Source organism: Rhodococcus sp. 05-2256-B1, from assembly GCF_002258465.1.
Classification (GTDB): Bacteria; Actinomycetota; Actinomycetes; order Mycobacteriales; family Mycobacteriaceae; genus Rhodococcoides; species Rhodococcoides fascians.
Genome location: NZ_NOZA01000025.1, coordinates 1 through 25,481, shown reverse-complemented (window position 1 = coordinate 25,481; position 25,481 = coordinate 1). Strand labels below are relative to the sequence as shown.

The 25,481-nt window shown below is 61.1% G+C and carries 31 protein-coding genes and 3 pseudogenes; 14 read left to right on the top strand and 20 right to left on the bottom strand.

Going from position 1 to position 25,481, the window contains the following annotated elements:
* Positions 1 to 13 precede the first annotated feature (13 nt).
* Positions 14 to 1,126 (bottom strand): YdcF family protein, encoded by a 1,113-nt coding sequence (locus CH285_RS12605; protein ID WP_176458466.1) that lies wholly within the window; start codon positions 1,124 to 1,126, stop codon positions 14 to 16.
* A 593-nt stretch (positions 1,127 to 1,719) separates the two neighbouring features.
* Between CH285_RS12605 and CH285_RS12600 the strand changes: the two genes are divergently transcribed.
* Genes CH285_RS12600 through CH285_RS12590 form a run of 3 tightly spaced genes read left to right on the top strand, consistent with a single transcriptional unit; the run spans position 1,720 to position 3,513 of the window.
* Positions 1,720 to 2,055: a helix-turn-helix domain-containing protein gene (locus CH285_RS12600; RefSeq protein WP_037162344.1), complete on the top strand. Its 336-nt coding sequence runs from the start codon at positions 1,720 to 1,722 to the stop codon at positions 2,053 to 2,055.
* A 13-nt stretch (positions 2,056 to 2,068) separates the two neighbouring features.
* Positions 2,069 to 2,902, top strand: coding sequence for an ImmA/IrrE family metallo-endopeptidase (locus CH285_RS12595; protein ID WP_094642626.1), 834 nt, complete (start codon positions 2,069 to 2,071; stop codon positions 2,900 to 2,902).
* 14 nt (positions 2,903 to 2,916) lie between these two features.
* Positions 2,917 to 3,513: a PIN domain-containing protein gene (locus CH285_RS12590; protein ID WP_255032427.1), complete on the top strand. Its 597-nt coding sequence runs from the start codon at positions 2,917 to 2,919 to the stop codon at positions 3,511 to 3,513.
* A gap of 255 nt (positions 3,514 to 3,768) precedes the next feature.
* Here the strand turns inward: CH285_RS12590 and CH285_RS12585 are convergent, their stop codons facing one another.
* Genes CH285_RS12585 through CH285_RS12575 form a run of 3 tightly spaced genes read right to left on the bottom strand, consistent with a single transcriptional unit; the run spans position 3,769 to position 6,024 of the window.
* Complete coding sequence (locus CH285_RS12585) at positions 3,769 to 4,221, bottom strand: DUF6527 family protein (protein WP_094642624.1); 453 nt, start codon at positions 4,219 to 4,221, stop codon at positions 3,769 to 3,771.
* Positions 4,218 to 5,411, bottom strand: a complete 1,194-nt coding sequence (locus tag CH285_RS12580) for a ThiF family adenylyltransferase (RefSeq protein ID WP_176458465.1) — start codon at positions 5,409 to 5,411, stop codon at positions 4,218 to 4,220. Before CH285_RS12580 ends, CH285_RS12585 begins: the two co-directional genes overlap by 4 nt.
* Complete coding sequence (locus tag CH285_RS12575; RefSeq protein WP_094642622.1) at positions 5,386 to 6,024, bottom strand: multiubiquitin domain-containing protein; 639 nt, start codon at positions 6,022 to 6,024, stop codon at positions 5,386 to 5,388. The genes CH285_RS12580 and CH285_RS12575 overlap by 26 nt, the downstream gene beginning before the upstream one ends.
* Before the next feature lie 105 nt (positions 6,025 to 6,129).
* Here CH285_RS12575 and CH285_RS12570 point away from each other — a divergent pair, with 105 nt between their 5' ends.
* Together CH285_RS12570 and CH285_RS12565 are read left to right on the top strand one after the other, a co-directional pair.
* Entirely contained in the window at positions 6,130 to 6,507 is a 378-nt protein-coding gene (locus CH285_RS12570; protein WP_094642621.1) for a hypothetical protein, read from the top strand.
* Positions 6,508 to 6,509: 2 nt separating this feature from the next.
* Positions 6,510 to 7,067, top strand: coding sequence for an ImmA/IrrE family metallo-endopeptidase (locus tag CH285_RS12565; protein WP_094642620.1), 558 nt, complete (start codon positions 6,510 to 6,512; stop codon positions 7,065 to 7,067).
* A gap of 21 nt (positions 7,068 to 7,088) precedes the next feature.
* On the opposite strand, the gene CH285_RS12560 is transcribed toward CH285_RS12565, so the two are convergent.
* The gene (locus CH285_RS12560) at positions 7,089 to 8,252 is read right to left on the bottom strand and encodes a tyrosine-type recombinase/integrase (protein ID WP_094642619.1); all 1,164 of its coding nucleotides are present in this window, start codon (positions 8,250 to 8,252) and stop codon (positions 7,089 to 7,091) included.
* A 2,242-nt stretch (positions 8,253 to 10,494) separates the two neighbouring features.
* Here CH285_RS12560 and CH285_RS12550 point away from each other — a divergent pair.
* The 3 genes and pseudogenes from CH285_RS12550 to CH285_RS27505 all read left to right on the top strand — a co-directional run.
* Positions 10,495 to 11,421, top strand: coding sequence for a ParA family protein (locus CH285_RS12550; RefSeq protein ID WP_068050824.1), 927 nt, complete (start codon positions 10,495 to 10,497; stop codon positions 11,419 to 11,421).
* A gap of 963 nt (positions 11,422 to 12,384) precedes the next feature.
* The gene (locus CH285_RS12540; protein WP_094642617.1) at positions 12,385 to 12,660 is read left to right on the top strand and encodes a DUF2637 domain-containing protein; all 276 of its coding nucleotides are present in this window, start codon (positions 12,385 to 12,387) and stop codon (positions 12,658 to 12,660) included.
* 153 nt (positions 12,661 to 12,813) lie between these two features.
* Positions 12,814 to 12,909: pseudogene (locus tag CH285_RS27505) on the top strand (transposase); the annotation flags it as partial.
* On the opposite strand, the pseudogene CH285_RS12535 reads toward CH285_RS27505, so the two are convergent.
* From CH285_RS12535 to CH285_RS12500, 9 genes and pseudogenes are all read right to left on the bottom strand, one after another.
* Positions 12,910 to 13,182: pseudogene (locus tag CH285_RS12535) on the bottom strand (ATP-binding protein); the annotation flags it as partial.
* A gap of 45 nt (positions 13,183 to 13,227) precedes the next feature.
* Positions 13,228 to 13,671, bottom strand: coding sequence for a DUF6262 family protein (locus CH285_RS12530; protein WP_068051225.1), 444 nt, complete (start codon positions 13,669 to 13,671; stop codon positions 13,228 to 13,230).
* A complete protein-coding gene (locus CH285_RS12525) occupies positions 13,668 to 14,186 on the bottom strand; it encodes a hypothetical protein (RefSeq protein ID WP_068051223.1) in 519 nt (172 codons plus the stop codon). Before CH285_RS12525 ends, CH285_RS12530 begins: the two co-directional genes overlap by 4 nt.
* 24 nt (positions 14,187 to 14,210) lie before the next feature.
* A pseudogene (locus CH285_RS28700) lies at positions 14,211 to 14,357 on the bottom strand (hypothetical protein); the annotation flags it as partial.
* Positions 14,323 to 15,476 (bottom strand): IS3 family transposase gene (locus tag CH285_RS12520; RefSeq protein ID WP_094642707.1). Its coding sequence is split into 2 segments (ribosomal slippage): positions 14,323 to 15,194 and positions 15,194 to 15,476, totalling 1,155 coding nucleotides; the frame shifts between segments, so codons are not numbered across the junction. The gene CH285_RS12520 and the pseudogene CH285_RS28700, both read right to left, overlap by 35 nt.
* A 32-nt stretch (positions 15,477 to 15,508) precedes the next feature.
* Positions 15,509 to 15,787: a DDE-type integrase/transposase/recombinase gene (locus CH285_RS28695; protein ID WP_176458464.1), complete on the bottom strand. Its 279-nt coding sequence runs from the start codon at positions 15,785 to 15,787 to the stop codon at positions 15,509 to 15,511.
* Positions 15,787 to 16,281 carry a transposase gene (locus tag CH285_RS12510; protein ID WP_094642616.1) on the bottom strand — a complete coding sequence of 165 codons (495 nt, stop codon included), beginning with the start codon at positions 16,279 to 16,281 and terminating at the stop codon, positions 15,787 to 15,789. Before CH285_RS12510 ends, CH285_RS28695 begins: the two co-directional genes overlap by 1 nt.
* Before the next feature lie 105 nt (positions 16,282 to 16,386).
* The gene (locus CH285_RS12505) at positions 16,387 to 16,656 is read right to left on the bottom strand and encodes a hypothetical protein (RefSeq protein WP_068051219.1); all 270 of its coding nucleotides are present in this window, start codon (positions 16,654 to 16,656) and stop codon (positions 16,387 to 16,389) included.
* A 388-nt stretch (positions 16,657 to 17,044) separates the two neighbouring features.
* Positions 17,045 to 17,341 carry a hypothetical protein gene (locus CH285_RS12500; protein WP_068051217.1) on the bottom strand — a complete coding sequence of 99 codons (297 nt, stop codon included), beginning with the start codon at positions 17,339 to 17,341 and terminating at the stop codon, positions 17,045 to 17,047.
* Positions 17,342 to 17,706: 365 nt separating this feature from the next.
* Between CH285_RS12500 and CH285_RS12495 the strand changes: the two genes are divergently transcribed.
* The 4 genes from CH285_RS12495 (at position 17,707) to CH285_RS12480 (ending at position 20,640) form a co-directional block, all read left to right on the top strand.
* A complete protein-coding gene (locus tag CH285_RS12495; RefSeq protein WP_052063204.1) occupies positions 17,707 to 19,329 on the top strand; it encodes a YhjD/YihY/BrkB family envelope integrity protein in 1,623 nt (540 codons plus the stop codon).
* A 50-nt stretch (positions 19,330 to 19,379) separates the two neighbouring features.
* Positions 19,380 to 19,637, top strand: coding sequence for a DUF3618 domain-containing protein (locus tag CH285_RS12490; RefSeq protein ID WP_032375695.1), 258 nt, complete (start codon positions 19,380 to 19,382; stop codon positions 19,635 to 19,637).
* Positions 19,634 to 19,906 (top strand): DUF4235 domain-containing protein, encoded by a 273-nt coding sequence (locus tag CH285_RS12485; protein WP_032375676.1) that lies wholly within the window; start codon positions 19,634 to 19,636, stop codon positions 19,904 to 19,906. The genes CH285_RS12490 and CH285_RS12485 overlap by 4 nt, the downstream gene beginning before the upstream one ends.
* 386 nt (positions 19,907 to 20,292) lie before the next feature.
* The gene (locus tag CH285_RS12480) at positions 20,293 to 20,640 is read left to right on the top strand and encodes a hypothetical protein (RefSeq protein WP_094642614.1); all 348 of its coding nucleotides are present in this window, start codon (positions 20,293 to 20,295) and stop codon (positions 20,638 to 20,640) included.
* Positions 20,641 to 20,661: 21 nt separating this feature from the next.
* Here the strand turns inward: CH285_RS12480 and CH285_RS27920 are convergent, their stop codons facing one another.
* From CH285_RS27920 to CH285_RS12465, 4 genes are all read right to left on the bottom strand, one after another.
* Entirely contained in the window at positions 20,662 to 20,838 is a 177-nt protein-coding gene (locus tag CH285_RS27920; RefSeq protein ID WP_176458463.1) for a hypothetical protein, read from the bottom strand.
* A gap of 3 nt (positions 20,839 to 20,841) precedes the next feature.
* A complete protein-coding gene (locus CH285_RS12475; protein ID WP_068051213.1) occupies positions 20,842 to 21,132 on the bottom strand; it encodes a hypothetical protein in 291 nt (96 codons plus the stop codon).
* Positions 21,133 to 21,286: 154 nt separating this feature from the next.
* Positions 21,287 to 21,835 (bottom strand): recombinase family protein, encoded by a 549-nt coding sequence (locus tag CH285_RS12470; RefSeq protein ID WP_032375677.1) that lies wholly within the window; start codon positions 21,833 to 21,835, stop codon positions 21,287 to 21,289.
* A gap of 130 nt (positions 21,836 to 21,965) precedes the next feature.
* Positions 21,966 to 22,385: a DUF1761 domain-containing protein gene (locus tag CH285_RS12465; RefSeq protein WP_068051211.1), complete on the bottom strand. Its 420-nt coding sequence runs from the start codon at positions 22,383 to 22,385 to the stop codon at positions 21,966 to 21,968.
* Positions 22,386 to 22,477: 92 nt separating this feature from the next.
* On the opposite strand from CH285_RS12465, the gene CH285_RS12460 reads away from it, so the two are divergent.
* Together CH285_RS12460 and CH285_RS12455 are read left to right on the top strand one after the other, a co-directional pair.
* Positions 22,478 to 23,134 (top strand): winged helix-turn-helix transcriptional regulator, encoded by a 657-nt coding sequence (locus CH285_RS12460; protein ID WP_068051209.1) that lies wholly within the window; start codon positions 22,478 to 22,480, stop codon positions 23,132 to 23,134.
* Between the two features lie 226 nt (positions 23,135 to 23,360).
* A complete protein-coding gene (locus CH285_RS12455; protein WP_068051207.1) occupies positions 23,361 to 23,807 on the top strand; it encodes a hypothetical protein in 447 nt (148 codons plus the stop codon).
* Between the two features lie 39 nt (positions 23,808 to 23,846).
* Here CH285_RS12455 and CH285_RS12450 read toward each other — a convergent pair whose 3' ends face one another.
* Entirely contained in the window at positions 23,847 to 24,389 is a 543-nt protein-coding gene (locus tag CH285_RS12450; RefSeq protein WP_068051205.1) for a hypothetical protein, read from the bottom strand.
* A 61-nt stretch (positions 24,390 to 24,450) separates the two neighbouring features.
* On the bottom strand, positions 24,451 to 25,023 hold the full coding sequence (locus CH285_RS12445) for a recombinase family protein (protein WP_068051203.1): 573 nt from the start codon (positions 25,021 to 25,023) through the stop codon (positions 24,451 to 24,453).
* Positions 25,024 to 25,481: the final 458 nt, after the last annotated feature.

Below are 25,481 nucleotides of genomic sequence, written 5' to 3'. Positions count from 1 at the left end.
GGTACGTGCGGCCTCAGCGTTGCAGTAATGGGGCGCTGCGGTAGCTCCACAAACCACTGACGCTGAACGCATCTCGGTAGATTGATCGCAGTTCGGTGGCCCCGGGCACCGCGAGTTCGGCCGGCGGCGTGTCGGAGGCGAGCGTGACGAAGGGGAAGTCGGTCGGCAGCGCATCGTCTGCGGCCAGGTCGAAGATGGTCTCTGCGCGCCGTACATGGCTTGCTGAGCTGATGATGACCGTGTGGGTCGAGCGGGAACCGGCCACCAATTGGACACCGTACAGAGCGTTCTCGACAGTCGACTTCGCAAAGTTCTCATCGCGCACCCGCGCGGCATCGACACCTTCGTCGACGAGCCACTGTTTCATCGACTCCCCCTCTGTGCGACCGGACTTCTCGACGCCGCCAGTGACGACGATCGGCACGTCGGGCCACCGTTCGGCGGCCTCTTTGGTGCGCTCGAGACGCTCGACAAGGATCGGGTCCATCGATCCGTCATCCTCGAGGGCGTAGCCGAGAGTGACGATCGACAGACCGTTCGGATCAAGGTTCGGCAGGTTTTCGTCGATCGGGGTACCAACGGCTTTGTCGATGGCGGCGAACATGGTGTCCAATTGCGCACCGCGTTGGGGATCCTGCCGACGCACGCGATCGAGATAGTCGGCGGCTCGAGCTGGTTGTCCCGTGAACCGTGTCCACCCGGCGAGGTAGCTCAGTGCGTCGACGTCGTGCGGCGAGTTCGCTAACACTTGGTCGTACAGACCGAGCGCGGCGTCTACGTCGCCGCGTGCGATCTGAGCGGAGGCGGCACTGAAGAGCAGGTCGCTCCGGTACGGTGCGAGGTCGTGGGCAGCCAGTAGTCGGTCGACGACTACCTGGAGGTTGTCGACGGTCTTGTCGGTGTTTCCCGCCGAGGAGGTGCGCGCGGGCGAATCGAAGGCTTCTTTGGCCTCGTCGAGCAGCGCCGATATCTGTTCGTAGACGGAATCGGTGCCGGCGTCGGCCGTGGTGGTCGTCGCGGCAGTATTCGGTGTAGGGGCTTCGGGCGATGCGCATGCGCCGACATATCCGACCAGAACACATGTCACTGCTATCGAGACGAACTGTTTGGGCGACCCTGTGAGCACGAGGCACTCCTTGCTTTGCAAGAACGCAGTTCAGATAACTGGTCCTGACCGGACAGTACCCGTGCGACTACCGCTTGGAGGTGCGATTCGGGAACCGGGACCTCATTTCGATGATCTCTGGGCCAGCATTCACCTCGTGCCTGTCGGACCACACCGCCTATTTGGGCACAGTGGATGCCGCAACCGGGGCACACCTGTGGTGCTGGGTCGCATTCTGACCGCTCACTCGCTTATCTTCTAACCCACAAGCGTCGGTGGTTACTGAAAAGCCCGCTGCAATAACGGTATTGAGGTTGAGGCGCGGCCACTGGGACGTCAACACGAAACTCGGAGCCTGGTGGGTCCCCGTGCGCCATCGGCAGTTACCGCACCGTCAAGATGTCTTGACGAACGCCTGGGCAGCTCAGTATGTGCAGCGGTGGCGGCGCGGCCCTTTCGTCGAGGCCCAGGATGCTGGGTTGAGCGAAACAAACGCGGATTGTGATCGCCAAGATGTCGGGCCCTGCGGCCGGCGGCCAACCGGGGTGGCCTCCGACGGCGATACCGGATACACTTGAATCAAGTTAGAAATACTGATTCAAAGGAGGGCTGGGATGTCATCGACTCAATTGGGTGCAGCGATCGAGAGTGCCCGTGAGGCCGCACATCTTTCCCAGCGAGCGCTCGAAGACAGCACTGGAATTTCGCAGTCGACTCTTAGTCGCATCTTGTCTGGTAAGCGACCAGCGAAGATGACCGAGATAATTCGGATCGCGGACGCCACCGGGTGCACCGTCGCCCAGCTGACCGGAACAGCTGCCACAAGTCGCGTGTTGTGTGCCGCGCGAGCAACGAATGGGGCGGCCATGGACAAAATGCGCCAGAGACTGCTGCACTTCGTCGAATTGGATGCGTACCTCGAAGACCAAGCCGTTCCTGCGCCCCGATGAGGTTGCGTAGAGCATGAATTCGGAGCAACAGGGCAAGGAGGCAGCCGAAGCGTTCCGACGCGAGCACCGCCTGGATTGGCAGCCCCTAGGCGATCTCGCTGCGCTCATCGAGAGAACCACTGGGCACGACGTCGCAATTCTCGACGTGGGGCCCGACGAACACGGCCTGACGATGCGGGACCCTCTGCGCGATGTCTCGTTTATCGGGGTTGCGCGGACCCGCAACCCGATGCGCCAGCGCAGTACGCTCGCTCACGAACTCGCACACGTCATCTTCGGTGACTGGTCCGATGGTGAAGAGCTTGGCGTTCGATCCTCCCAAGAAGTCAGGGCAGATGCGTTTGCCCGGCACCTTCTCGTGCCTGGTGACGGTCTGACCGCATTCCTTGGGTCACGTGGCGACGCCGTGACCGAGGCCGACCTTTCCGCAGTAGTGCAATGGTTCCTCGCTTCCCCGGCGATTTCTGCGATTGCCCTTTGCGACAGCGGGTACATCGACACTGCGACGAAGGCGCAGTGGATGACACTGACGACTCCTCGGCTTGCAACCCGCTTCGGCTGGAGCGACCAATATCAGTCCCTCCAGAACGACTCGGACCGCACGCGACCCCCGCAACGCCTGCTCGCACGCGCTGTCTCCGGATATAGCGAGGGTGTCGTGACTGCACAGACCGTAGCCACGTTGAGGGGGCTCAATGCCGAGGCCGTGGTCGAAGAGCTCACCCAAGCTGGGATAGCCCCGAAAGAGCACGAACCGCAGTGGATTACTGCAGCGGAACTGCCTTCGGTCGCCGTGGACCTCAGCGACCTGGACGACGACGAGACGCCCGAGGGCTCACACGAATGAGTCGGCGTCCCATCATGGATGCAGGACCCGGACTGAATTTTTTCTCGGTCAATAAGGAACGTCTGCTTTTCAGCACCCTGGGTGCGCTGAGTGTGCCAGAGGCAGTCAAAGAGGAGATCCTTCGTAAGTCCAGTCAAGACAGTCGATTTGAAGGTGCGGGGCGTGTCTGGGCGAAGCTACCGGAGCGGCTCATGGAGGTGCTGTCCGACGACGTTACGGGCGAACTGTCGGCGGCAGTTCAACGCATTAGTGGTGCTCCCATGGCTCAGCGTATGCGTTCTGGAAAAGATTTGGGTGAGACAATGGTTATCGCCCACGCCACCGTGGCGGCCGAGAGCGGGGAGAACGTCATCGTTCTCATCGACGACGGTGGAGGATGCAGGGCCGCGGCCAAAGAAGCTCGACGGCTGCAGCGGCTCCGCGAACAGGGAAACGAAGTGGGCAGTATCAGCCTCATCAACACGGTGTCCGTGCTTGAGGGTGCTGCAGGTGGCGAACACCTACCCCACAAGGACGCCATGCGAGACCTGTACGGCCGACTCCGAGATTTGGATGACGGACTTCCGCCGCTTGAAACCACCAACCTTTTGGGCCTTGAATGTTGGTCGTAGACGCAGCTTGTCTGTCTGAAGGATCAGCAACTGGGCTGAACCTCGCAGGGCGGGGTTAGTGCAGCAGATAGCCGGTGAATCGGGCCATCTGCGTAACGGAGATTCACCACGCTTTCCCGTCGCAATTTCACAAAGGGGCACCGTGTTTCAGCGGACGACCCGCTCAGTCATGGTCAGAAGCGGAGGGTTTCGGTGGCGGACAATGGCTACCGCACCAACCAAGCGCTGATCATTCATCGAAGTGAGGTAAATCGGCTACCGTCTCAGGACCCACCCCAACAAGCGAGACCACGGGTGCCGGACGTCTCTTTCGCCGCTTTCGTCCGCGCCATAATCGATCAATGGTTCGTCGTTGGAAGAGCCGGCATCCTCATAGCCGCTGAAGAGTGCGCGGTCGTTCGCGCGGTTGGCGGAGATTTCTTGTGGGGTGAATTGGCGACGCTCAGAAACTTGGTTTCGGCGGATGACATAGTGAGATTGACACGGCAGAGACCAGTTTCCGATCGAGGGATCCAGCGAGACGGTTTCGCCATCGTAGGTGAGTTTCCACTGCGCGGGGGACAGTGGAGCAATGACTTCTTCCCCGCAACCGCAACAGCAGTGGTGGCCAGTCGTGCGGTAGAGGATCGAGACGTACAGCACTGCGGGGCGCATCGGTACGGGGAAGGTGTCGACGAACTCGGGGGCGAGAGTGTTTGTCAGCATCATGGTGTGCAGTCCGGGCTCGCGTACTCGTTCGCGATGTTATTGGTGAAGACGGAATACGTCGTCAGCCCGGCGGGTGCCACGGCGGCGTAGTAGTTCACATGTTGTTTGAAGCGGATGACTGCCATTGCCGCATTGAGGGCGTTGAGGTCCGCGGTTTGTATATTGCGCCCGTAGTCATCGATGTTCGGTGCCGCAGTGGGAATCAGGTTGTGCGCGTGGACGTGACCACGGTTGCCAGGGGTGCTGGTAGTGACTCGAAGCAGGCCGGTCAGTCGGCCGTCGACCTCATCGATCCCCATTCCGACGTCTATGAAGGGGACGTCCTGGCACTCAAGCCAATCAATGATCGGCTTCTTGCTGGCGGCATCGTCGGACGCGAGAAACACAAAGGTGGAATCGGCCAGAACAGTGTCGATGTTCGACGCGTCGAGATACGACGGCACGGCCGCGACCTCTCGGTGCATCTTGGAGTAGATGTCTGCGAAGTACTCAGCTTTGTTCGGCCGATCGCGGAGTTGTTGAAGCGTGGGTGCTCCCGGAGCGCGGAAGGCGTTGTGGTTGTCGAAGCTGTCGCCGTCAACCAGTAGGAGATGGTCGACTTCGATTTTGGCGATTTGATCGGCAATGTAGCCCCCGGTACCGCCGAGGCCGACGACTGCGACGCGATGCCCGTGGAAGCGTGCATTGATAGCGGCAAGACCTGCCCGGGACGTCGCGGTGTCTCGATAGTGGAATCTGCTGTCCTCGGGAGTCGCTTGCCAAGCGGCACCAGGCGTTGCTGTTGCTGAGACGTCGATTGCCTGCGCGTGCTGCGAGATGATGCGCACGTAGCTGGTGATCTTCGAATACTCGTCGGGGTAGCCGTCCGGGCCGGGTTTGCTCGAGAGCATGAAGTTGGCACTCATTGTGGCCGTTACCGGGTGGGCTTCCAGGTTGGCGATGGACAGAGGTTGGCCGTGTTCGTCACACGGGGTGCTGGCCCCGAGCCAGATACGATGGTCGGTGCCAGAGACGATCGCATCTCCGGAAACGGTCACCGGGTACGTCAGAAAGCCATACTCGATGGTTCGGGTGGTGGTCACGTAAGGGATGTGGCGAACAATCAGGTGGCCCTGCTCGACGACGATGTCGTAACCGTCGTCGAGCAGTCGGGCCATGTCGCTGTTAGGAGCGAGTGGTGCGGTGGACATCGAAAACCATGCCTTCCGTGACCTCGACATCGTGACCTGCAGTTAGGGTCGCCCCGCCGCCCCGCCTAGGGGTGTAGTGCACGGTGACGTCTTCTTGATCAGTCACCGGTTGGCCTGGATATGCAATCTCGACGACCTGGGTGTAGTTGATTCGCTTCTCGCGCCACAGATGTGGCCTGGTGTTCACGATGATGGTGAGTTCACGGTTGCGAACGACGGTCACAAACTTATCTCCGTCGGTGATCTTCACTAGCTGCTCGTCGGCGAACGTTTCACGCTGACCGTTCGGTGAAACTCGAGTCAAATCGTGCTCGGCAGGTTCGAGACCGGCTAAACGAATTAGGTCGCCGGCGGTTTGATCGTCGTCGAAACTAGAAAAAGGTTTTGAAGCGATGGTGAATCGCACCTTTTGCCGAGTGCGAAACCTCATGTCCGAATGCAAGTTCACGATCTGGTCGTCCTCGATGCGAGTCTCGACTCCATGCGCGTCGATAACGAAGAGGTCGTACCGTCCGGCGTCGCGTCCGGCCAGCCGCAGTAGCGACGCGGACTCCTGATCGTCATCGGTTGTCGAGTACGAGTTGTCGTCGATTTCGATGTTCAACGTGGTCATATGCGATCTCCCGTTCTGTTATAGCAACACTGTTTCACAAGTAGAACGTGTTTTGCAACTACAACACTTGCGCATTTTCGAGTACGGTATGAACCGTGGTTGATCATGACTAAGACAGCGATCGACGTGCGCGGGTTAGCTGCGGCGATGGAAATGCGCGTCAAAGCCGAGGGCATCTCCTGGCGAGCTGCAGCCGGTCAGATCGGTGTCAGTCCCTCGCTGCTTACACGGTTGCGCAATGGTCAGAGGCCGGACCTTGAGGCCTTCGCTGCGATGACTCAATGGCTAAATGAACCAGCCGACCGATTCTTTCTCGGGGTTGAATCTACCGACGATTCTGCGCAGGAGCCGCTCACGCACTCCATGAATGCTCTCCTCCGTGCGCGACGCGACCTGAACGACACGGATCGTGAATTTCTATCTGAGATCCTGCTTGCGGGTCTCAAGCACTTGAGACAGCGGCCCGCCGACGAGAGCGGGTAGCGATGCGAACTAAGGCAGCTCTCGGGCGGCTTGCCAGAGAAGTCCGAGCCGAGACCGGGTGCGGTCCTCAGGATCCATTTGATCCATGGGCATGGTCACGTGAAAACGGCATCCCATTTGTATCGCTCGACGAGCTCAGCGTCAGCCCAGAAGCTAGGAATCACTTCTCTGTTGAACGCCCTGAGGCGTGGTCGGCGTTGCTCACGCGCTACGACATGCAGCACATGGTGTTGTTCAACTCTGTGCACTCGCCCGAACGTATCCGTTCCAACTTGGCTCACGAAGTAGCGCATTTCGCCGCCGAGCACGAGCTGACCAACGCATGGATGGACGACGAAGGACATTGCAGTGCGGCGAACGGCGATCATGAAAAAGAAGCTGCAGAACTGGCAGGTGCCCTGCTAGTACCTGCGGACGTCGCAAGAGATCACTCTATTCGCGGCGGAACCGCGGAAACGCTGGCAGCAACCTTCGAGGTCAGTCTGCAGATGGCCCGTTGGCGGATGCATGCGTCAGGTGGCCCCATGATCGCCAAACGCGCTCGAGCGAAAAGTCTCTGACTCGTATTCCGAATTGCGCTGCTACAAACCGATGTCCGTGACGGCGTTGCCCTGCAGCGGAGCGTGTTCGCGGCGGTACACCTCGACGGAGTCGAGGCTGGCGTGGCCGGTCTGGCGGGCGATCGCGGATCCGTCCGCGCCATTGCGGGTTCCCTGGGTGACGAACCCTGCGCGGAGTGAGTGGCCACCGAGCTTGGACACGGCAGTGGGGTTGTAGCCGGCGTGTTCGGCGCGGCGGCGGATCGTCTGGTGAATTGCGGCCCCCGACACCGCGGTGGCACCGAGGTTGCCGTTCTTCGCGACGGCCCGGAGCAGCGGTGCGCGGGCGGCGGTGCGAGGTACTCCCCCGCGGCATATGTGTTCGGTGAACGGTTCTCGTTTCCGCAGTAGGCGGATGATTGAGGGGCGGCCACCGACGTCGAATGCGGCGACGACCTGTGCCCACCGGACGTAGGCGCAGGGTGGGCACGTCTCGTGAGATTCGGTGTACGGCAGCGCCTTCACGGCTCCCCTGCCCTCCTGATCGGTCTTCGACTTCCGCAGTCGGATGTGGAGGCCGTCGTGCCGATGCACGGTGACGTCTCCGCACAGCATCTCCGACAGCTCGCTGCGGCGGTACGCGCCGGCGAATCCGAGCAACAAGATGCCCGAATCCCGACGTTCGAGGACCTCGTCGGCCCAGCCACGGCACCGCTCCCGCGCGGTCGAGACGAGAACCTTGATGTCGTCCACTAGCAATGGATCTCTTGGGGTGCGGGGCCGGTCCCCCGCCGCGGCGTACTCCCGCCGGATCCCGGACAGGGTCGCGGCGACGAGTTCGTGTGCGGAGGGTGATAGGTGGCCTGTGGTGCGGTGTTGGTGGTTGATTGCCGCGATCCAGGTGCCGAAGGTGGCGACTGCGTAGGCCCGCTCCCCTGTTTCGGTTCGGGTGTCGGCGGCGTCGACGAGGTAGGCGGCGACGGTGATCGGGTGTGCAGGAAGCGTCACGTGACCATTCGTTTCGCACCAGGTGGTGAAGCGTCTCCATGCGGCCGCGTACGTCTTACGGGTTCCCTCGGAGCGGGAGGATTGCACAGCGCTGGCGATCCGTTTCGCAACGGCCGGCGGGATCTCCGGCTCGACAGCCACCGACCCAATGCTCTCTGGGACGCCCACCGCAGGTGTTCGGGCTGGCCGGAAGTCCATAGGAGCAGCTTAACGCAGGTCGCCGACATGGCTGCAGTGCAAAACTGTGTTGAACTGGTGTTTTGCGCAAGATGGTGCGGAAAATGCAATTTACGTAGCCCACATCTACAAAATTGGGGCCGACCGTGCACAGGGTCCAACTCGGGCAAATTGCATGTTCATTAGACGCCGAGATTGGCAGCGGTAGGCAACCTCGTTATGGGGTGCTCGATACTGCTGGAGCGTGCTTACGAGTCACCAGGGCTTTCACCGCGCAACAGTCTGACCTGCGGAGTTCTCGAACTGTGTCTGGCTGATGGATCAGTTGGCATATCTCGTAGGTAGTGACCGACACTCACTTCGGCTGCGGCTGTTCGCGTCGTCCAATCCGAGGCTGATGTACGGCTTCGCCCCGCACCTATCCCCAGGGTCGCGAGCGTCCGGTAAGCGGTCTGGCGGTCCTCGCCGAGTACGCGTTGCTTGTCGTGATGGCGGCCCCTGGTCGAGCCGGCAGATGCACCTCGCTCGACAGCAGCGTTCTTCGCCGAGCACCGTTCGCCAAATTTGCGCGCAGGGAGGCGAACGTTTCGATCCTTCGCGCCGGGTCACCGTTAACGGGGCGGGTTCGGTGGAATTCGACCTTTGGGTGTAATGGCGGGCGGACTCGCGCCCAATCCTCGTCTGAGGAGATGCCGATTTATGGCGTCGGTACCGTGACACTGCCGATGTTCCGGGCGGCAGTATGCAGGTATGCGGGTGCATTTGGTCGCAATGCCCGAGTCTGAACAAGATTTGTCACTGTGACGAAGGCTCTTGTTCGCCTCGGTAGCGGGGTGACGCAACAGGACCCGCCATCTGTGCGGCGTCCCGTCTTTCGAGCACTTTTGGTCGGCAAGCGCATACGCCCACACGTAAGCCCATACAGACGGCCATATGAACGGCTGTAAGCCCAACCGGTCGAAGGGCTCAGACGTAGATGCAAATTTTCCACGCCCGTCTTTGCTGCACCAGCCGCCTAACCAATCCGGCCCCACACGAGAGACCCATATGCATGCCCGTACGTGAGGCTGCACTCACTGACCGGCGTTAGGCTGTCGCCGGACGTACCCCAATCTTGGGCGGCCGATTGAGCCGAACGAGTCGCGGGCGCCTCGGATTGATCCATAAGTGCGCTAGTCGACCGCCTGTAGGCGGTTACGGCGGAGTTGTTCCTCGCGTGGTGACTAGCCGCACCTAACGATGCGCAACAGTCGTGTGCCGAGATCGCTTCGAACCGCGCGCACGCCCGGAATATGTGCGGCTTGCCAACGTGCGGCGCATCCCGTCACTGATGCGGGTGCGCCCGATCCAATACTGGCGGTCTGCCCGAAATGGCGCACGTTTACCAGAGCCTCGCTTCCCCATTCGGGGATGCCGTCAGACGCCCGTTCCATTCAACGCACAGCTTTCTGCGCGGTCCGCGGCCGCGCCATCGACTGATCTACACTCCTCAGCACCTCGGAGGCGGCTGCCTCCTGCCAAGTTTGGCAATCTGAAATGGAACTTCTCTTCGAGCGAATCTGGGTGGCGACCGACGGCCGAATGACTCGCAAGCGTTTCGAGTGGACTACACTTACTTGGGGTGTGACCTGCCGATTTATCTACATCGTCGGTAAGTCCGTATGTAAGCCCATACATATGGCCATACATACGGGCCCAAGGGTGGCTTATGCGGTGGCCGTAAGAGCGATCGTTAAAGTGCTCAGGACAAAGGGGGCTACAACGGTCGCATGGGTGTACATGTAGAAGCACCGTGTCGGGTGCGTACAACGGTTCAGGCAACTGGCCTTACAACCGGCCGTCCACGCGGCGGTGCGTACGTCCGTGCAGTCGGTCTGCCACCCGTACGCAAGCCACGCCTCTTATGTAACCGCTCTACTTGCTGTCTGTAGAACTACATCAGCGCCCACACGAAGCACCGCACGACAAGCCTTTTATCGTGCGGTGGCAACCGCTTGTGCGAGAGCGGTCTGTGCGTCTAGCTGCATGACAACTGCAACGGTTGTAAAGGCAGCTTTAGAGCCAGCCGTGCATGAGCGCCTGCACTCGGCTTCATGTCGGGTCGTTTCGAAAGCCGCCACCAAAGCCAGCAGTAGACCCTGCTGCACATCCTGATACCTGGCCAGACCTAAGCGCTGACGCAGGGCCGCGCCCAGAGCTCTGCAGAAAGTTGTGCGGCCGCGCGTGTCGCAGACCGCAGGAGCGTCGCTAGTCCAGTACCTTCATGCGGGTGACGACAACCGCAGCTTCACGGACAGTGCTGGTCGCTAACCAGAAGGGTGGCGTCGGCAAAAGCTCGATCGTGTCAGCCGTGGCGGGCATGGTCGCCGCAGCGGGGCGGCGCGTGCTTGTCGTCGACGCCGACCAGCAAGCCAACGTCTCCTCGTCTGACCTCGGGGTTGAAGGCGACGGCGGCCGTGGCTTGAGTATGGCGTTGCAGTTCTCGCAAGCATTGACTCCTGTCCGGAATGTTCGCCCAAACCTCGATGTCGTCCCGGGTGGCCCGGCGCTCGCCGTTGTTGCGTCTGTAGCAGCAACCGCGTCGCAGACTGGAATCGATCTGCGCGGCAACCTATCGAAGACGCTGAACGACTTGGATGAAACCGAGAACTACGACTTGGTTCTAATCGACTCCGGCCCCGGCGATGCCCCCCTTCTTGAGGCCCTACTCGGGACGGCTCGATACCTTGTCGTACCCACCAAGGATGACGACGCCAGCTTGTCTGGTGTCGAACTACTCGCGATGCGATACCTACGGGCGCGGCGAGCTGGATCCAAGATTCAACTGCTGGGTGTTGTCCTTTTTGACACAAATCCCCGCGCGACGGCACGCAATCGCGAAGTCTTCGACCAAGTCAACGAACTTCTCGAAGGCAGCGGCGCTGACCCGTTCGAATCATTTATACGATCGGATCGTGCTGCAGCAGTGGATCTTCGAACACGCCATCTCACTCCATTAGAACTGGTCGAAGCAGCTGAGTCTGACCAGAAAAGCCGTCTGCAGAGACTGCGTCAGAAGGGCAAGTCCAGCGACCGCCTGTGGTCCCGCGATCCATCCGGGCTGGCATCGGACTACCAAGGCTTGACTCGCGAAATACTCAGCCGTGTCGCGAACGCAGAACGCAAGCAGGTTGCCGGCGGTGTCGCGTGACCACACGAAAGCGCCGGGCCGCATTTGATCCGAATGCACTCAACGATCTAGACGAACTGCTCCCACCGCTCAATCTCGTCCGCGACGCTGCAGCCGCGGGCAGCGCTACAGCGGTTAACACCGAACGCGACAACGCTGACCAAAATGGTGTTGCGACGGCCGTCCAGGAGGTCATCGATTCGAACGGCGACCGAGCAGGGCGCGCTCACGCACTCGCAGTAGTAGCGGACGACCAGCCAGAAACGTACGACGACTCCGACCGAGGCTCGGTAGCAGATGAGCCTGCAGAATTCGAAGAACACACTCCGGCAGTCACTACGCAAACCGGGACCGACGACAAGCAGAACTCGCCACGCCGGGCGGACGCGCGACGAAAGAACGTAAGAAAAGACTCGGCGACAACCAGCACAAACCGTGTCGCACCACCCGAGGTAGCTTTGCCCTATGAGGTCTACGGCGCCTTGCGGTCACTTACGCTGGAGGAGCGGACTGCGAATGCAGTAACGGCACGTACATACGGTCAAGTCGTACTCGACGCGGTTGAAGAGCACGCGGACGATCTGAAGACACATTGGGCGGGTGCAGTCGCGAGCGCAAGTACAGGTTTGTTCAAAAGGGCGGACGGAAGGCCCACACGTAGGCGACACAATGCACCCCTGTCTCGTGTTCCGCTCGCTGGAGTCATTAACTCTGACGCGGCGCTTCTCGATCAGCTAGCTAGTGACTGGGGCGCGGGCAGTCGAAGCGCCCTAGTCGAACAAGCTCTGCGTCTGTACCTACGGGTCACCTGACTCCTGGCGTTGAACAGGTGCGCTCCGCTTTCGTCAAGCCGTGGAGCTTCCGCGTTGATGAAGACGTATAGCCCAGGCCGATCTCCCGCTCACGTACGCCATTCCGCCTCCCACGCGCAGTCCGACGTAGCTGCAGCAGACACAGTCCACCTCTAAAGGAGTCTCAACGGACATGCGCACCGATCAGAGCCGTACAGTCGGTTCGCCACCTGTGCTTGCAGTTCATCCGCAGGTGCTGTTCGCCGCGTTGATGACCGGTATCGCCTTAACCGTTGGCATCGCAGCATCATCGTTTTGGCTGTCTTTCGCCGCGCTCCGAGAGCTGGCGATTATGGCCGGGACCGATCCAGGACGAGCGTGGGTCTTGCCCGTCGTTCTTGACGGGGCGATTGTCGCCACGACGGTCATAGCGCTGGCTGTCGCTTGCCAGGGTGATGGGACCACCTGATTGCCAGAGGGTAGGGACCACCGTGGCGCGTTATTGAGGATGCTCGTTGTTGGTGGTGTCGTCAACTGTTCCGGGTCGGGTGCGTTTGAGGTTCACCCCGGATGGTGGACACCGAGATAGCGGGACCGATGGTTCCGCTGGAAGGATGTCCGCATGTCCCGCAAACGCAGGTCGTTCACGACCGAATACAAGGTCGAGGCCGCCCGTAGGGTGATCGATTCCGGCCGCACCATCGCCGAGGTCGCCCGCAGAGGTGACGATGGTGGTTTTCTTTCGGTGGCGTTCGACGATGAGTTCGTAGAAGTCGCTGGTTTCGGTGGCATCGAGTGGGCGCAGGGCGAAGTCGTCGATGATCAGGATCTCGATGGCGGTCAACCGCCGGATCTCGGCGTCGACGGTGTTGTCGAGTCGCGCTGCTCGCAGTCGCGTGAACAATTTGTCCGACCGTGCGAACAGGACACTGTGGCGTCGGCGGATTGCCATGTGCCCCAACGCTGTTGCCAGATGTGTTTTGCCGACTCCGGTCGTTATCTATGGGTTGGGTCAGAACGGTGGTTCGTGTGCGGGTCAGGTTGTCGTTTCGATTGATTCAGCAGTGTTTTGGGTGTTGCCGCGGCGGGCCATTTCGCGTCGTAGGTCGAGGTTTTCGCCGTGGGCTTGTTCGAGCGCGTCGCGCAGAGCTTGGGTTTGCTGTCGGTGACGTCTCTTGAGTTCAGTTATCTGTTGTGTCAGCGTGATGACCAGCGGGTTCTCGTCGGTGGCGATGGGGCGTGCGGTTGTCGTTGAGAGGTGCTTCCCGCGTAGGTAGTCGATGCGTCGGCGAAGCTCGGAGTGCTTGTAAAGGAAGGCGTGCGAGACGCCGGCCTCTCGTTGCACGGACTGAAATGTGATGGGTTCACCGCGTTTGACCAGGGATCTGATTGCCTGATCGGCAGCGTGTGCGGCGCGCTGAGATTTGGCCTTCGCGGCGGCAGTGAGGACGGCGATGCGGCGTTCTCGGGTGTCGGTCATGGTGTGCCTCTGCGGTCTTTGATCGGCTCGAGAGTTAGTGCGATCGGCCCGGCAGTGGAGCGGTTGCACGGCGGGGTGATGTCGTCGAGTGGATTCTCGGGTGTGCGTTCGAGGGTATCTATGAGGTCTGTCAGAGCGGTGTGTTCGGCGCGGCGGAGGTTGAGCCAGACGTTGTCCGAGGGCATAGGTTGGCCGTGTTTCTGTTCGAATTCTGTTGTGGCTCTGTCGATGATCTCTGTGGTCTCGTGAAGCTGACGTTTGAGGACGCTGCTGTGAGTGATGTCTGTGACGAAGACCGAGCATGTCAGGCATGCGTTGCCTTTTCCGCATGTCTGCAGTGGAGGAAGCATGCACCAGCCGTTCGGGAGGATTCGGTCGGCACTGCGGAACAGATGCAGGCTGTCGTGGTCGTCGCTGGACAATGCGATGCGCGTGCCGTCGGCGCGGAGTTTCGTGGTCGCGAGAAATGCTTGTTCGGCGTGTTCGTCGCGGGCCGCGATGTAGTGCATGGTCATTGTCGGGGTGGCATGGCCGGCATAGCGTTGGAGCACGTGAACCGGTAAACCGAGTTCGGCCAGGCGGGTAAGTCGGGTGTGACGAAACCGGTGAGGGGACTGCCCCGACTTCAGTTGACTAGTGGGGTTGAGCGATTCAGGCCGCGTGTGCGGTCCGGTTGATTGTCTCAAACTCGATAGGGGTGAGCTTGCCGAGGCGCCGTTGACGGCGTTTGCGGTGATAGGTCTTTTCGATCCAGGTCACGATCGCCAGCCGTAGTTGCTCGCGGGTCGACCACCGCTGGCGGTCGAGGACGTTCTTCTGCACGAGTGCGAAGAACGACTCCATCGCGGCGTTGTCACCGCACGCCCCGACCCGCCCCATAGAGCCTCGTAACCCGTTGCGCGACAGGACATGTACGAACTTCCTGGATCGGAATTGGCTACCGCGATCCGAATGCACGATAGTCCCCACCGAGCCTCTTTGCGCCACAGCATTATCCAATGCTGACACCGCTAACGAGGCCTTCATCCTGGAGTCGATCGAGTAGCCGACGATCCTGTTCGACCAGACGTCCTTGATCGCGCAGAGATACAGTTTGCCCTCGTCGGTGCGGTGTTCGGTGATGTCGGTCAGCCACAGCTCGTCCGCGGCCCGTGCGGTGAACTGACGGTCGACGAGGTCGTCGTGAACCGGCGGGCCGGCCTTCCTGTTCAGGCCTCGCTTCTTCGAGAACACCGACCAGATGCGTTCTTGTGAGCACAACCGCGCGACCCTGTTCTCGCTGGCGGTGATTCCGCGGTCGGGTAGTTCGACTGCGATGAAGCGGTAGCCGAATGCGGGGTCGTCGTCGTGGATCTCACGAGCAATGTTGATCAGATGCGCATCATCCCAATCTCGTTGCGTGACTGGCTTTTTCTTCCATTTGTAGAACGCTTGGGTTGAGAAACCGAGAACCCGGCAGGTCACTGTGACGGGTACTCCGTCGCCAGCAAGGTCGAGGACCAGCGGGTAGATCATTTTGGGAGTATGTCTCGACTCAGATAGGCGGCGGCTCGCCGCAGAACGTCGTTTTCCTGCTCGAGCAGCCGGTTGCGCTTCTTTAGCTCCCGCAGCTCAGCGGACTCGTCACCAGGGTTCTGCCGGCCGTCACGGACGACGCCGTCTTCACGATCGGCAATCTTGAGCCAGCGGTGCAGGCAACCTTCGGAGATTCCGAAGTCCTTCGCGATCTGACGCAACGGGGCCTCGCCCTTGCGTGCGACGGCGATGACGTCGCGGCGGAACTCCTCGGGAAATGCTTTCGGCATGGTGAACATCCTTCCACCGTGAGGAGCGATCCTCACAGATCAGATGTCAACCAAAGCTGGGGCAGTCCCAACGTCGCTGTCTGCGAGCTGTCGATCGACCAACCGACGACTCGCCTCGAAAACGTATCCAGGACAGCGGCGCAGTAAATTTTACCTTCACGGGTGGGATGTTCCGTGATGTCCGTGACCCACAGCTTGTTAGGCTCGTCGCGGGTGAACGTACGGTCCACGAGATCGCTCGCGGTGGGAGTCTGATGCTTGGAACGGGCACGTTTGTTTCCCGGAAGTCCTTTCACACCAGCAGTTCTCATCAGTAGTTCGATGCAGCCGTGTCCCACGGCAATGTCGTGACTAAGGGTGAGTTCTTCCGTGAACTCGGCGGGCACCGTAGGTGCCATGCGAGGCGGTGTGAACCTAGGTGATCGGCTGCGTCAACCAGGCATGTCGCAGTGAGCGTTCCGAGGGCGGGCGATTGCGCCACTCGTAGAAGCCGGACTCGGGCACCTCCAGAATCCGACACGAAGTCTGTACCGGTAGTCCTTCCTTGGCCATCACTTCGATCGCTTCGAACCGCCTTTGCGGCCGCCACCGACTTCAGCAGTTCCGTGGAGCGTTCGGCGATGGCAAGCTCGGTCTCCAACTCGGCGATACGACGACGGGCGGCAGCGAGTTCGGCGCTCTCGATCGAGCTCAGCCCCGGCTTCTGTCCGGTATCGATGAGCTCCTGGTTACGCCAGTTGTAGATGGATTGTTCGGTGACATCGAGACCTGCGGCGACCTCGGCGACCGTGCGTCCTGACTTCAACCGAGTGGACGATACGAGTACGACCCGACCTCATCCGCATCTGGGCCGCCACTGCTGCAAACACCGATCCCGCTGTTGGCGGGTAGAGAGAGCAGGCGGCGGTGCTCACCTGACCGGGCGCCGCAGTGATGTGGTGGACGGTGTGGGCATGGTGTCGGTGGTGTAGCGACGGGCATAGTCGAGTAGGCGAGTGCGGGTGTCTTCGTCGAGGGCAGGGGTGTCGGGCAGGTTGAGGGCATACCAGAGTCTGCGTCGGTATTCGCCCGGGGTAATACCGAAGGTGGGATAGATGTCTTCGTCACCGACGTCGTTGTCGTAGTGGTGCCAACGCAGTGCGAAGTCGATCAATGCCGGGTCGACAGTGTTGTCGTTCAAAGGAATCCACCCCTGGTGGTGTCGGGAACGGGGGTCAGTGCTCGGTGTGCAGGGCGGATGCAGGATGGGTTCACACGATGTGCCGTGTGACTTCGAGTCCATTGTGTCGGAATTACGGGGGTTTCCGCGTGCCGAGGTTCAGCCCATCGCGGCGGTTGGCGCATGCAGACTCACCCACCAGCCTGCCCGGGCCGGTTGTCCGCTCATCCTGTTCGGCTGATGACTGCTACGAGTGCCAGGAATACGGCGGTCCCGGTGGCGCCGAGAATCGCGGCGCCGAGGAACCCGCGTTCGGGGTCGAGTGCCCACGCCGCGCAGGTGATCAGCACGAGCGCTACGCCGCTCCAAAACAGATAGGTGCGGCGGGGGACAGATCGAGGGTGTTCCGTCACGGCGTGCCGGCGGTGCTGTCAGCTGCGGGACTGTTGGCTGCGGTGTTGGTGGGTGGGGAAGCAGGTAGTGCGGTGACGTCCTGGTCGTCGGCGAAGACGAGGGCCCCGGCGTCCAGGGCGATCGCCCAGCGGTGTGGGGGCGCCCAGGTGCGACCGAGGGTGTCTGCGGGCAGGAGGTAGTCCCCGAAGTCCTCGACGAGTGTCCCTGCAGAGGTGGTCCCGTCGGGGCGGTGCACTTCGACGATGTCACCAACCGAGAGGGCTCCGGTGGTGGTTTGTTTGGGATCGGTCATAGTTGAGCATTGAAGCAGGCCGGTCAGCCGCTGATTCGCGGTGGTCTCGACGCCTCGCCTGCGGACAACGCCGATAACGTCGTGGGTATGGGGCCGTGTACAACAACGGAAGAGTGATGGTGATCTGTCACCGCCACCGGGCGAAAACCGTCCCCGTTCTATTTCCGATGAAACCCTGTTCGGTTGACGGGTTGTTCACTCATCGAGAGACAGACCGCGCCGGTGGTAGCGGTGCTCTGCGTACCAAGCTCGGTCCATTTTGCGGCGCAAGACCAGACTGTTACTGCGTTTTCTGTGCCGCCGATTCATCTGCTGCTGACTCTCGGGCAATGTTTTCGTCGGTGTGCTGCGGGTACTAGCGTCAGGTGAGTGAGAACGATGATGTCCCGTCCGCACCGGTGGATGCCGACCCGGATGATCCGCGCAAGGCCGACTCGCCGACGGAGCTGACGAAAACGTCGTGGCTGTTCGTGCTTCGCAAGACTGCGCGTGAGTTCTCGCGTGATCAGTGCACCGATCTCGCGGCAGCGTTGACGTACTACGCAGTGTTGTCGCTGTTTCCCGCTGTGTTGGCGATCGTGTCGCTGCTCGGTGTGTTCGGGCAAGGACAAGCCACCGTCGATGGTGTGTTGCAGATCGTGTCCGATCTGGGACCCTCCTCGGCGGTGGAGACGCTGCGGGAGCCGATCACGCAGTTGGTGTCCGCTCCGGCCGCAGGGTTCGCTCTGGTTACTGGTGTTGCGGGTGCGTTGTGGTCGGCGTCGGGGTATGTGGGGGCGTTCGGGCGGGCGATGAACCGAATGTACGAGGTCGAGGAAGGGCGTCCGGTCTGGAAATTGCGGCCGGTGCTGTTGCTGGTGACGGTGGCGGCGCTGGTGCTGATTGCTCTCGCGGCGGTGATGCTCGCGGTCAGCGGACCGGTAGCAGCCGCGGTGGGGGATGCGGTCGGTCTCGGCGATACCGCGTTGACGGTGTGGAACATCGCACGGTGGCCGGTCGTGCTGGTCATCGTCGTTCTCGCGGTCGCGTTGTTGTATTACGCGACTCCGAATATTCAGCAGCCGAAGTTTCGGTGGATCAGCAGCGGAGCAGTGGTGGCGATCGTGGTGTGGGTCGCCGCGACGATCCTGTTCGGGTTCTACGTCGCCAATTTCGGCAGCTACAACAAGACCTACGGATCGTTGGCCGGGGCGATCGTGTTCCTGCTGTGGTTGTGGATCACCAACCTTGCGTTGCTGTTCGGTGCCGAACTCGATTCCGAACTCGAACGTGGCCGACAACTGCAGGCAGGGATGGTCGCCGAGGAACGTTTGCAGCTCCCACCCCGAGATACTCGGGTGTCGGAGAAGAACGAGGAGAAAGATGCCGCCGCCGTCGACGACGGACGACGGCTTCGGCTTCGCCACCAACATGCCACGGCACATTCCAGCGGTGCTGGGCAGCGCGATGACAGACACAATCGCACGACACACGGCGACGAAAAGCCGTTGCCTGTACCTGTTTCCGGCTCCAGCACTGGCGGAGACATCACTTCGAATCAACATATGCAGGGAGAAACAATGAACGCTCATTCCGGGCCACCGTCGGAGGAAGCCCGCACTTCGGCTGCGGATCTGTCGACAGTGCAGCTCGTCGAACGCTTGACCGATCAGGTGTCGACGCTGGTGCGCAGCGAGATCCGCTCAGGCCTCGAGGAAGTGAAAAGCAAAGGCACCCGGCTCGGCATCGGTATCGGTATCACCGGTGCGGGCGCACTGCTGCTGTTCTTCGGTCTCGCCACTCTGATAGCAACTGCAGTGCTGGGGTTGGCGACAGTGCTGTCGGCGTGGCTGGCAGCGCTGATCGTCGCCGCCGCAGTCCTGGTGGTGGGAGGGGTTTTGGCTGCGGTGGGGACCTCACGCGCGAAGAATGCGGTACCTCCGGTACCGGCAGAGACCGTCGCCAGTGTCAACGACGACATCACCGCCATCAAGAAGGGAATCCGATGACCGAGAACAAGCACGTTGCACGCGGTAACGAGACAGGCGAGGAGGCGCACGTGACAGACCCGCCAGTAGCGCCGGTGCCGGATATCGAACAGCAGCGCGCCGAACTCGCCGAGACGGTGGCGGCGCTCGCCGACAAAGTCGATGTGCCTGCGCGGGTGCGCAGTGAAGCAACCGTTCAGGCGGAGAAGGCCAAGACGTTGGCTCAGGACAATCCGCAGGTCGCCGCGGCCGCTGTCGGGACCCTGGTCGCGGCGGTAGTGCTGGTGGTGTTCTCGCGTCGTCGCCGTGCGCGGCGGTTGCTGCGATGAGTGCGGTGTCGAAAGCGGTGTACAAACCGCTGTCGCTGGCTACCAGCGTGCTCGGCGGGGTACTTGCCGGGGTGGTGTTCAAGCAGGTGTGGAAACGTATCGGCGACAACGACACCTCGACTCCCGACCCGAAAGACCTGAGCCGCACCGTCCAGGAGGTGCTGATCGCGGCCGCCATTCATGGCGCGGTGTTCGGGGTCGTCAAAGCCGCCGTCGACCGTGCCGGAGCGAAAGGCTACCGCGCTCTCGCCCACGAAGACCCCAGCTGATCACGAGAGCCTTACACAGGCGTCCGCACTCGATCGGCGGTCTGGTGCGGCTTCCCGTTCGACGATGCCGAAACGTCGATAGAAAACGACTACGAGTTGTCGGAACGGCGATGCACTCAGGGATGGGGCCAGGTCGGCCCGCTCGGCTCCGGTGTGATTCGGTAGCCACGGGAGAGGTTGACCGGCAAACGTGAATCGCTGCTGTCAGTTTCAGAAGTAGGCTGCACGATTTGCTGGGGTTTTACCCGTGATTGCAGTCGTCTTCTGACATTCTGAGTGCAGAAGTGAACTGCACAATCGGCACCACAGGTCGGGGTGTTCAAGGCTGTGGTGGGGGTGGGCGGCCGATGTGCGGACGGGTCGATACGTCGACCAGAATCATCGGTATGACGGAAGAGCGGTCGGCAGAGACTTTTGTGGGGTTCGCGGTGCGCTGGGAACCCTATGGAGGTGCCGATGACGAAGACATCTTCGTGGCGTTCGGGATTTCGGGTGCGGAGTATCGGCGCCGGTTGTGGTGGGCCTTGAATCTGCCCAGTGGCCCAGACCTGGACGACGATGTCCGTGATCGACTCCGTGAGTACGCCATGCGTACCACGCGCCTACGCCGTCGTCGGGGCGGTAGCGAAGTTCGCGATGCACTCAGTGGCGTGTGGAAATGGGGTGATTCCTACGGTGATCGCGACGTGAATCGACTTCCCACCAGCGAGGGCGATCAACGCGAGGATCAGTAGTGTCGATGACGTTTGTCAGTGTCAGAAGTTGGCTGCACTTCGTGCTGACGCCGGGTGTTGGCCTGGGGAACCTTTGGTGCGGTTTCGCAGCGCCCGCGTGATGTCGATGATCGTCATGGCCAGCAGGACTGGTTTGGCAATGCTCAGTACGGCCGCGGACCCGATGACCGAGGCAACCAGAATTGAGTAGATGTCCACCGGTCAGGTCTTGTCGCTGATGTCGTTCGGTGTTGTCGGTGCTGTCGTCGACGGTTCGGATTTGTGGTGCTCGATGATGTCGGCGTCGTCGGCGAAGATCAGCGTTCCGTCTTCCGACGCGATGGCCCATCGATGGGGCATGGCCCAGTCTCGGCCGGCGGCGGGGACGGTCAGCAAGTAGTCGGCGAAGTCCTCGACTACGGTCCCGGTAGCGGTGCCGCCCTCTAGGCGTCGCACTTGGAGTGTGTCACCAATGGTGGGTGGTGTCGTTGTGATCTCTACCGGTTCGGTCATGACGGAATTGAAGCAGACGAATTCTCGTGGCTGATCATGCGTCCATCGATTTTCAAAGTCGTCGATGTGCCCGAGACCCCCACGGTGGCAGCTTCGGAAGTTGACTCGCATCGGCCCGGCGGGCCATGTGCGAGAAACGGCGATTGGCGGTGGGCTATTTCAAGTGCCGGTACAGCGTCGATCGCGACACTCCGAGCACTTCTCGGATGTCGGTGAGTGACATTCCGCCGGTGCGCATTCGCTTCGCTTGTTTGATTTGCGTCCCGGACATCGCCGGTGGTCGGCCACCGAGTCGCCCTTGGGCGCGTGCCACTGCCAGTCCGAGGTTGGTGCGTTCGCGGATGAGGTTGCGTTCGAATTCCGCCAATGCTCCGAAGATGGAGTAGATCAGCTTTCCGCCGGAGGTGGTGGTGTCGATCGCTTCGGTCAGCGAGCGGAATCCGACGCCATCGACGTCGAGCTGCTCGACCGTTTCGAGGAGATGGGGGAGTGATCGCCCGAGACGGTCGAGTCGCCACACGACCAACGTGTCGCCGCGCCGCAGATGCGAGAACAGATCCGACAGCTGCGGCCGAGACGTCGTCGCACCCGACGCTGTCTCCGTCCACACTCTCGAACACCCGGCAGCGCTCAAGGCCTCGCTCTGCGCGTCGGCGCTCTGATCGGTCGTCGACACCCTCGCGTAGCCCAGAAGTTCTCCCACAGGGTCGAGTGTGTCACAACTCGTCGTAGGGACACATTTCGGCGTGTCGGTTTTGAACATGAGTTCTGACACACACGCTCATCGTCCTTGCCGTGTCAAATCCAGGGCGTGTCTAAAACGATCGTTTCTGTCACACCCTCCCATTGAGCAGCCCGAGCACAAGTGCCATCACAAGGAAAAGCACGAGCTGATACCCGGTGTTGATGATCGTGAGCTTGGCCGGCTTCATCTCGAAGGCGTTGTGCTGAACGAGCGTCGATGCCGAAAACGCAACCCACATCACGAGCCCTACGAGCAGCGCCGCCCACACCGAAGTGCTGCCAGTCGCCTCGGCTGCGAGCCCGATTGCAACCGCTAACCCGAGCGCCATGATGATGACGGTGATGAAGAGCTGCAGCATGCTTCGCGCCCGCACTGGCTTGATCCGCTCCGGGGTCACCCCGGTCAGCTTCTCCCATGCGCTGGCAATCGGTCCTGTCTGATACCAAAGAAAAGCAACGATCATCCCCGCCACTACAGCGAGAATGACACCGAGCCAATTGATACCCATTGTGTGCGATCACTCCCCCTGCATACGCGAGCGCCGTCCCGATCGCGACAGATACTGGCAGCTAATACGTTTGGTTGATATTATCTATCGTAATGGACAAAGTAAAGCGTAACGGAGCTCGTTCTTACGGACAGTTCTGCGGTCTGGCTCGCGCGCTTGACCTCGTAGGAGAGCGTTGGAATCTTCTTATCGTCCGCGAGCTGCTTCCCGGCCCGTTGCGCTACAACGAGCTGAAAGCATCACTGGCTGGAATAGCGTCGAACCTTCTTGCTGAGAGACTTCGCACGCTCGAAGAAAACGGCATTGTCCAACGACAGCTGGGGGATCCCGGGGTGCTTTACGCCCTGACCCCATGGGGTGCCGAGCTCCGTGATCCGATGGAAGCCCTTGGGCGGTGGGGAACGCCGTTGGTCGCCTCAGGCCGCGGCGACGATGTGTTTCATCCACGCTGGCTGGTTCTGGCTCTACCCGCCCTCTTGAGAGACGTCACTGCGACGCCCGCGGTCGAAGTCGATCTGCTTATCGAAGGATTCGCGATCGCCCTGCGCATGGACGAGCACGGCCCGCAAGCGTTCAGTCGCCGTGACCAAACGGCAGCAACCGTCATCGAAGCGGCCCCGGAGATTATTGTCGGCCTCGCCGCCGGCGCACTGACGGTCGAACAAGCGCGCCCCTCCCTGCAAGTCCGCGGTGACGCGCAGGTTCTTGATTCCGTTTTCCCTGCGGGACGTACTCAGCCGCCGTTCTGAAACTGAGCCGCGGAACCAGACCGTCTGAACCGTTGCCGCCACCCACGCCTCACGAACGCTGCAAACGATCGTTTGTGTCACCCCATCCTGTCCGTTGTTGGCAACAAGGTGGCCGGCCGTAGCTGCAGCCGAGGCGCAGAAGCAAGGCGACGGAAGAAACTGAACTTGTCCATGCCGACGCGCCGCGGTTAGTTGCGTGGTGGTCCCACCAAATTTAGGCTTCGGTATGGCGAAAATAGGAATCGAAGATCTGCCGTTGGGTGTCAGTCGCGTGTTGGGGCGGCGTGCACGTGCGGCTGGTGTTTCTCTGACAGACCAGGTCAGGCTGGAGCTGGTCACGCTCGCTAACCAGCGTGTGCCGATTGATTCGGTGGTTCGCGCTCTGGAAAATGTTGTGAAGCAGGGCGTTAGGCCTGATGTTGACGACGACGCAATTACGTTGGTGCAGGTCTACGGACTCCCCGCAGATGCCTTGACTGTTTGGGATCGACGGGCATCCGCTGCCGGTTTGTCGCTCAGCGAATACGTGCTGCACGAGCTAGTGGTGATGGCCCGCCGTACCACGGTCGATGACGTCATCTTGGAGTTTCAGGAAGCCCAGGCGGCGGACCCATCGATGGCGATCGACATGGATGCCGTAGTCGATTCCGTCCGATATGCGCGCGCCCAATAGCCGCGCAGTGCCGTGACTCCTCTGCTGAGTACGAATGTCTCACCAAGCTAGCGGTTCGCCGCCAGCGCGAACCTGCCCGAAGAACCGCTTGGCTATGTCTGAGCCATCGTGGTTATAGCTGTTGATGAACACGGCCAGCTCGTCGGCGAGGGCTTGAAGTGCGGGGGAGACCAACGAAACTCCGCCTTCTTGCGTCCAACCCCACTCCTCAGGCACCGACTCCAACGTAACGACGATTTGGCTGTCGAAAGGTGTATCGACGTCGAACCGAATATTTGCGGGTGCGTCGCCGATTGGATCTCCTAACACGAGGTCGCCCGTCGGAGCGTCGGTCGAAAAGACAGATCGAGCGAGGGCGATATCCTCGCGAATCATCTCAGCGATCTGAGCGAGACCAGCGTGACGGCCAACGCGTCCGTGCCGTGAGCCGTAGTGGCGGCCATCGATCAACAACGGTGACCGTGGTTTTGTCAGGATGCGATCCAGCATGCGCTGCGCGGCGGCGCGCTCCTCTGTGCCAGTCCTCGAGTGATCGATCAGATTGCGAAGGCGCGAGATTCTGAGCGCTGGGTTGCTGACCACCTCTTGAGCCTAACTCGGCAACAGCCTGATCGGACCGACCGTCGGTCAACCACTCTGCCCACTATGGTGCCGGGCTTAGGTGACGATAGATAGTCGGCCGTGTGACACCGAATTCGGCTGCAATCTGAGCCACGGTGTACGCGCGCTTTCCGTCTGTGCCGACTTCGTCGTACATCGCGCGCGCCATCTGTACCTGTCTCGCACCGAGTTTCGGTTTCCTGCCGCCGGTTCGTCCCCGAGCGCGCGCGGCGGCGAGACCGTCGGCCGTCCGCTCCGACATCAGAGCATGCTCGAATTCGGCAATTGCTCCGAGGATGGAGAAAAACATGCGCCCGACCGGCGTCGAGGTGTCGACGCCCTGGTCGAGGACAACTAGATCGACCTTCCGGTCGCGCAGAAGCTCGGCCAGCTCAATCAGGTTCGACAGTGAACGACCGAGCCTGTCTAGTTTCGTGACCACTATTTGATCGCCGGCCCGAGCCATCAGCAGTGCCTTCTCGAGACCGGGTCGTCGTGCGAGAACCCCGGAGGCGTGATCGGTGAACACTTCGTCGCAGCCGGCCGCTTTCAGTGCGTCCTCCTGTGCGAGCGGGTGCTGATCGCGAGTGGAAACACGTGCGAGACCGATCTTCATTCCGCAAGTGTACGTAAACGATGGTTTGCGTTACATCAAATCGCGCTGAACGCCGAGCTGCGTTCGTTGTGTAAAAGAACTCGTGTCCGCAGCAATGTAACGCACAACCCCGATTGTCTTACGTCGCTCGCCGGAACCGATCGTTTTCGGCACCCGTCACAGCAGCGGATTGCCCAATGTCAGTTTCAGGAGTGCGCGTCATGCTTTCCTGGGGTTTCACCTCCGATTGCAGTCGTCTTCTGACATTCTGAGTGCAGAAGTGCACTGCACAATCGGTCACCCAGGCTGGGCGTTCGGAGGCTGCGATGGACGCGGACAAGTTCGACGTCGCCGAGACCGGTGTGCTGACCGCGTCGGCCGAGCAGTGGGAGCAGGCACGGACGCGGTTTGCAGTGCTCAGCGAACTAGCGGATCTATCCTCGATTGGTACCGCAGTGGTCGAGGATGCAGCGCAGCAG

Bases quoted from the DNA above. Each gene is read 5' to 3' on its own strand.
- CH285_RS12600 (WP_037162344.1), top strand. From the start codon at position 1,720: ATGTCATCGACTCAATTGGGTGCAGCGATCGAGAGTGCCCGTGAGGCC.
- CH285_RS12530 (WP_068051225.1), bottom strand. From the start codon at position 13,671: ATGACCGACACCCGAGAACGCCGCATCGCCGTCCTCACTGCCGCCGCG.
- CH285_RS12570 (WP_094642621.1), top strand. From the start codon at position 6,130: ATGACTAAGACAGCGATCGACGTGCGCGGGTTAGCTGCGGCGATGGAA.
- CH285_RS12540 (WP_094642617.1), top strand. From the start codon at position 12,385: ATGCGCACCGATCAGAGCCGTACAGTCGGTTCGCCACCTGTGCTTGCA.
- CH285_RS12500 (WP_068051217.1), bottom strand. From the start codon at position 17,341: ATGACCGATCCCAAACAAACCACCACCGGAGCCCTCTCGGTTGGTGAC.
- CH285_RS12585 (WP_094642624.1), bottom strand. From the start codon at position 4,221: ATGATGCTGACAAACACTCTCGCCCCCGAGTTCGTCGACACCTTCCCC.
- CH285_RS12560 (WP_094642619.1), bottom strand. From the start codon at position 8,252: ATGGACTTCCGGCCAGCCCGAACACCTGCGGTGGGCGTCCCAGAGAGC.
- CH285_RS12455 (WP_068051207.1), top strand. From the start codon at position 23,361: ATGGCGAAAATAGGAATCGAAGATCTGCCGTTGGGTGTCAGTCGCGTG.
- CH285_RS12575 (WP_094642622.1), bottom strand. From the start codon at position 6,024: ATGACCACGTTGAACATCGAAATCGACGACAACTCGTACTCGACAACC.
- CH285_RS12590 (WP_255032427.1), top strand. From the start codon at position 2,917: ATGGATGCAGGACCCGGACTGAATTTTTTCTCGGTCAATAAGGAACGT.
- CH285_RS12595 (WP_094642626.1), top strand. From the start codon at position 2,069: ATGAATTCGGAGCAACAGGGCAAGGAGGCAGCCGAAGCGTTCCGACGC.
- CH285_RS12460 (WP_068051209.1), top strand. From the start codon at position 22,478: ATGGACAAAGTAAAGCGTAACGGAGCTCGTTCTTACGGACAGTTCTGC.
- CH285_RS12465 (WP_068051211.1), bottom strand. From the start codon at position 22,385: ATGGGTATCAATTGGCTCGGTGTCATTCTCGCTGTAGTGGCGGGGATG.
- CH285_RS12525 (WP_068051223.1), bottom strand. From the start codon at position 14,186: ATGACCATGCACTACATCGCGGCCCGCGACGAACACGCCGAACAAGCA.
- CH285_RS12580 (WP_176458465.1), bottom strand. From the start codon at position 5,411: ATGTCCACCGCACCACTCGCTCCTAACAGCGACATGGCCCGACTGCTC.
- CH285_RS12475 (WP_068051213.1), bottom strand. From the start codon at position 21,132: ATGACCGAACCGGTAGAGATCACAACGACACCACCCACCATTGGTGAC.
- CH285_RS12445 (WP_068051203.1), bottom strand. From the start codon at position 25,023: ATGAAGATCGGTCTCGCACGTGTTTCCACTCGCGATCAGCACCCGCTC.
- CH285_RS28695 (WP_176458464.1), bottom strand. From the start codon at position 15,787: ATGAGAACTGCTGGTGTGAAAGGACTTCCGGGAAACAAACGTGCCCGT.
- CH285_RS12485 (WP_032375676.1), top strand. From the start codon at position 19,634: ATGAGTGCGGTGTCGAAAGCGGTGTACAAACCGCTGTCGCTGGCTACC.
- CH285_RS12480 (WP_094642614.1), top strand. From the start codon at position 20,293: ATGACGGAAGAGCGGTCGGCAGAGACTTTTGTGGGGTTCGCGGTGCGC.
- CH285_RS12565 (WP_094642620.1), top strand. From the start codon at position 6,510: ATGCGAACTAAGGCAGCTCTCGGGCGGCTTGCCAGAGAAGTCCGAGCC.
- CH285_RS12550 (WP_068050824.1), top strand. From the start codon at position 10,495: ATGCGGGTGACGACAACCGCAGCTTCACGGACAGTGCTGGTCGCTAAC.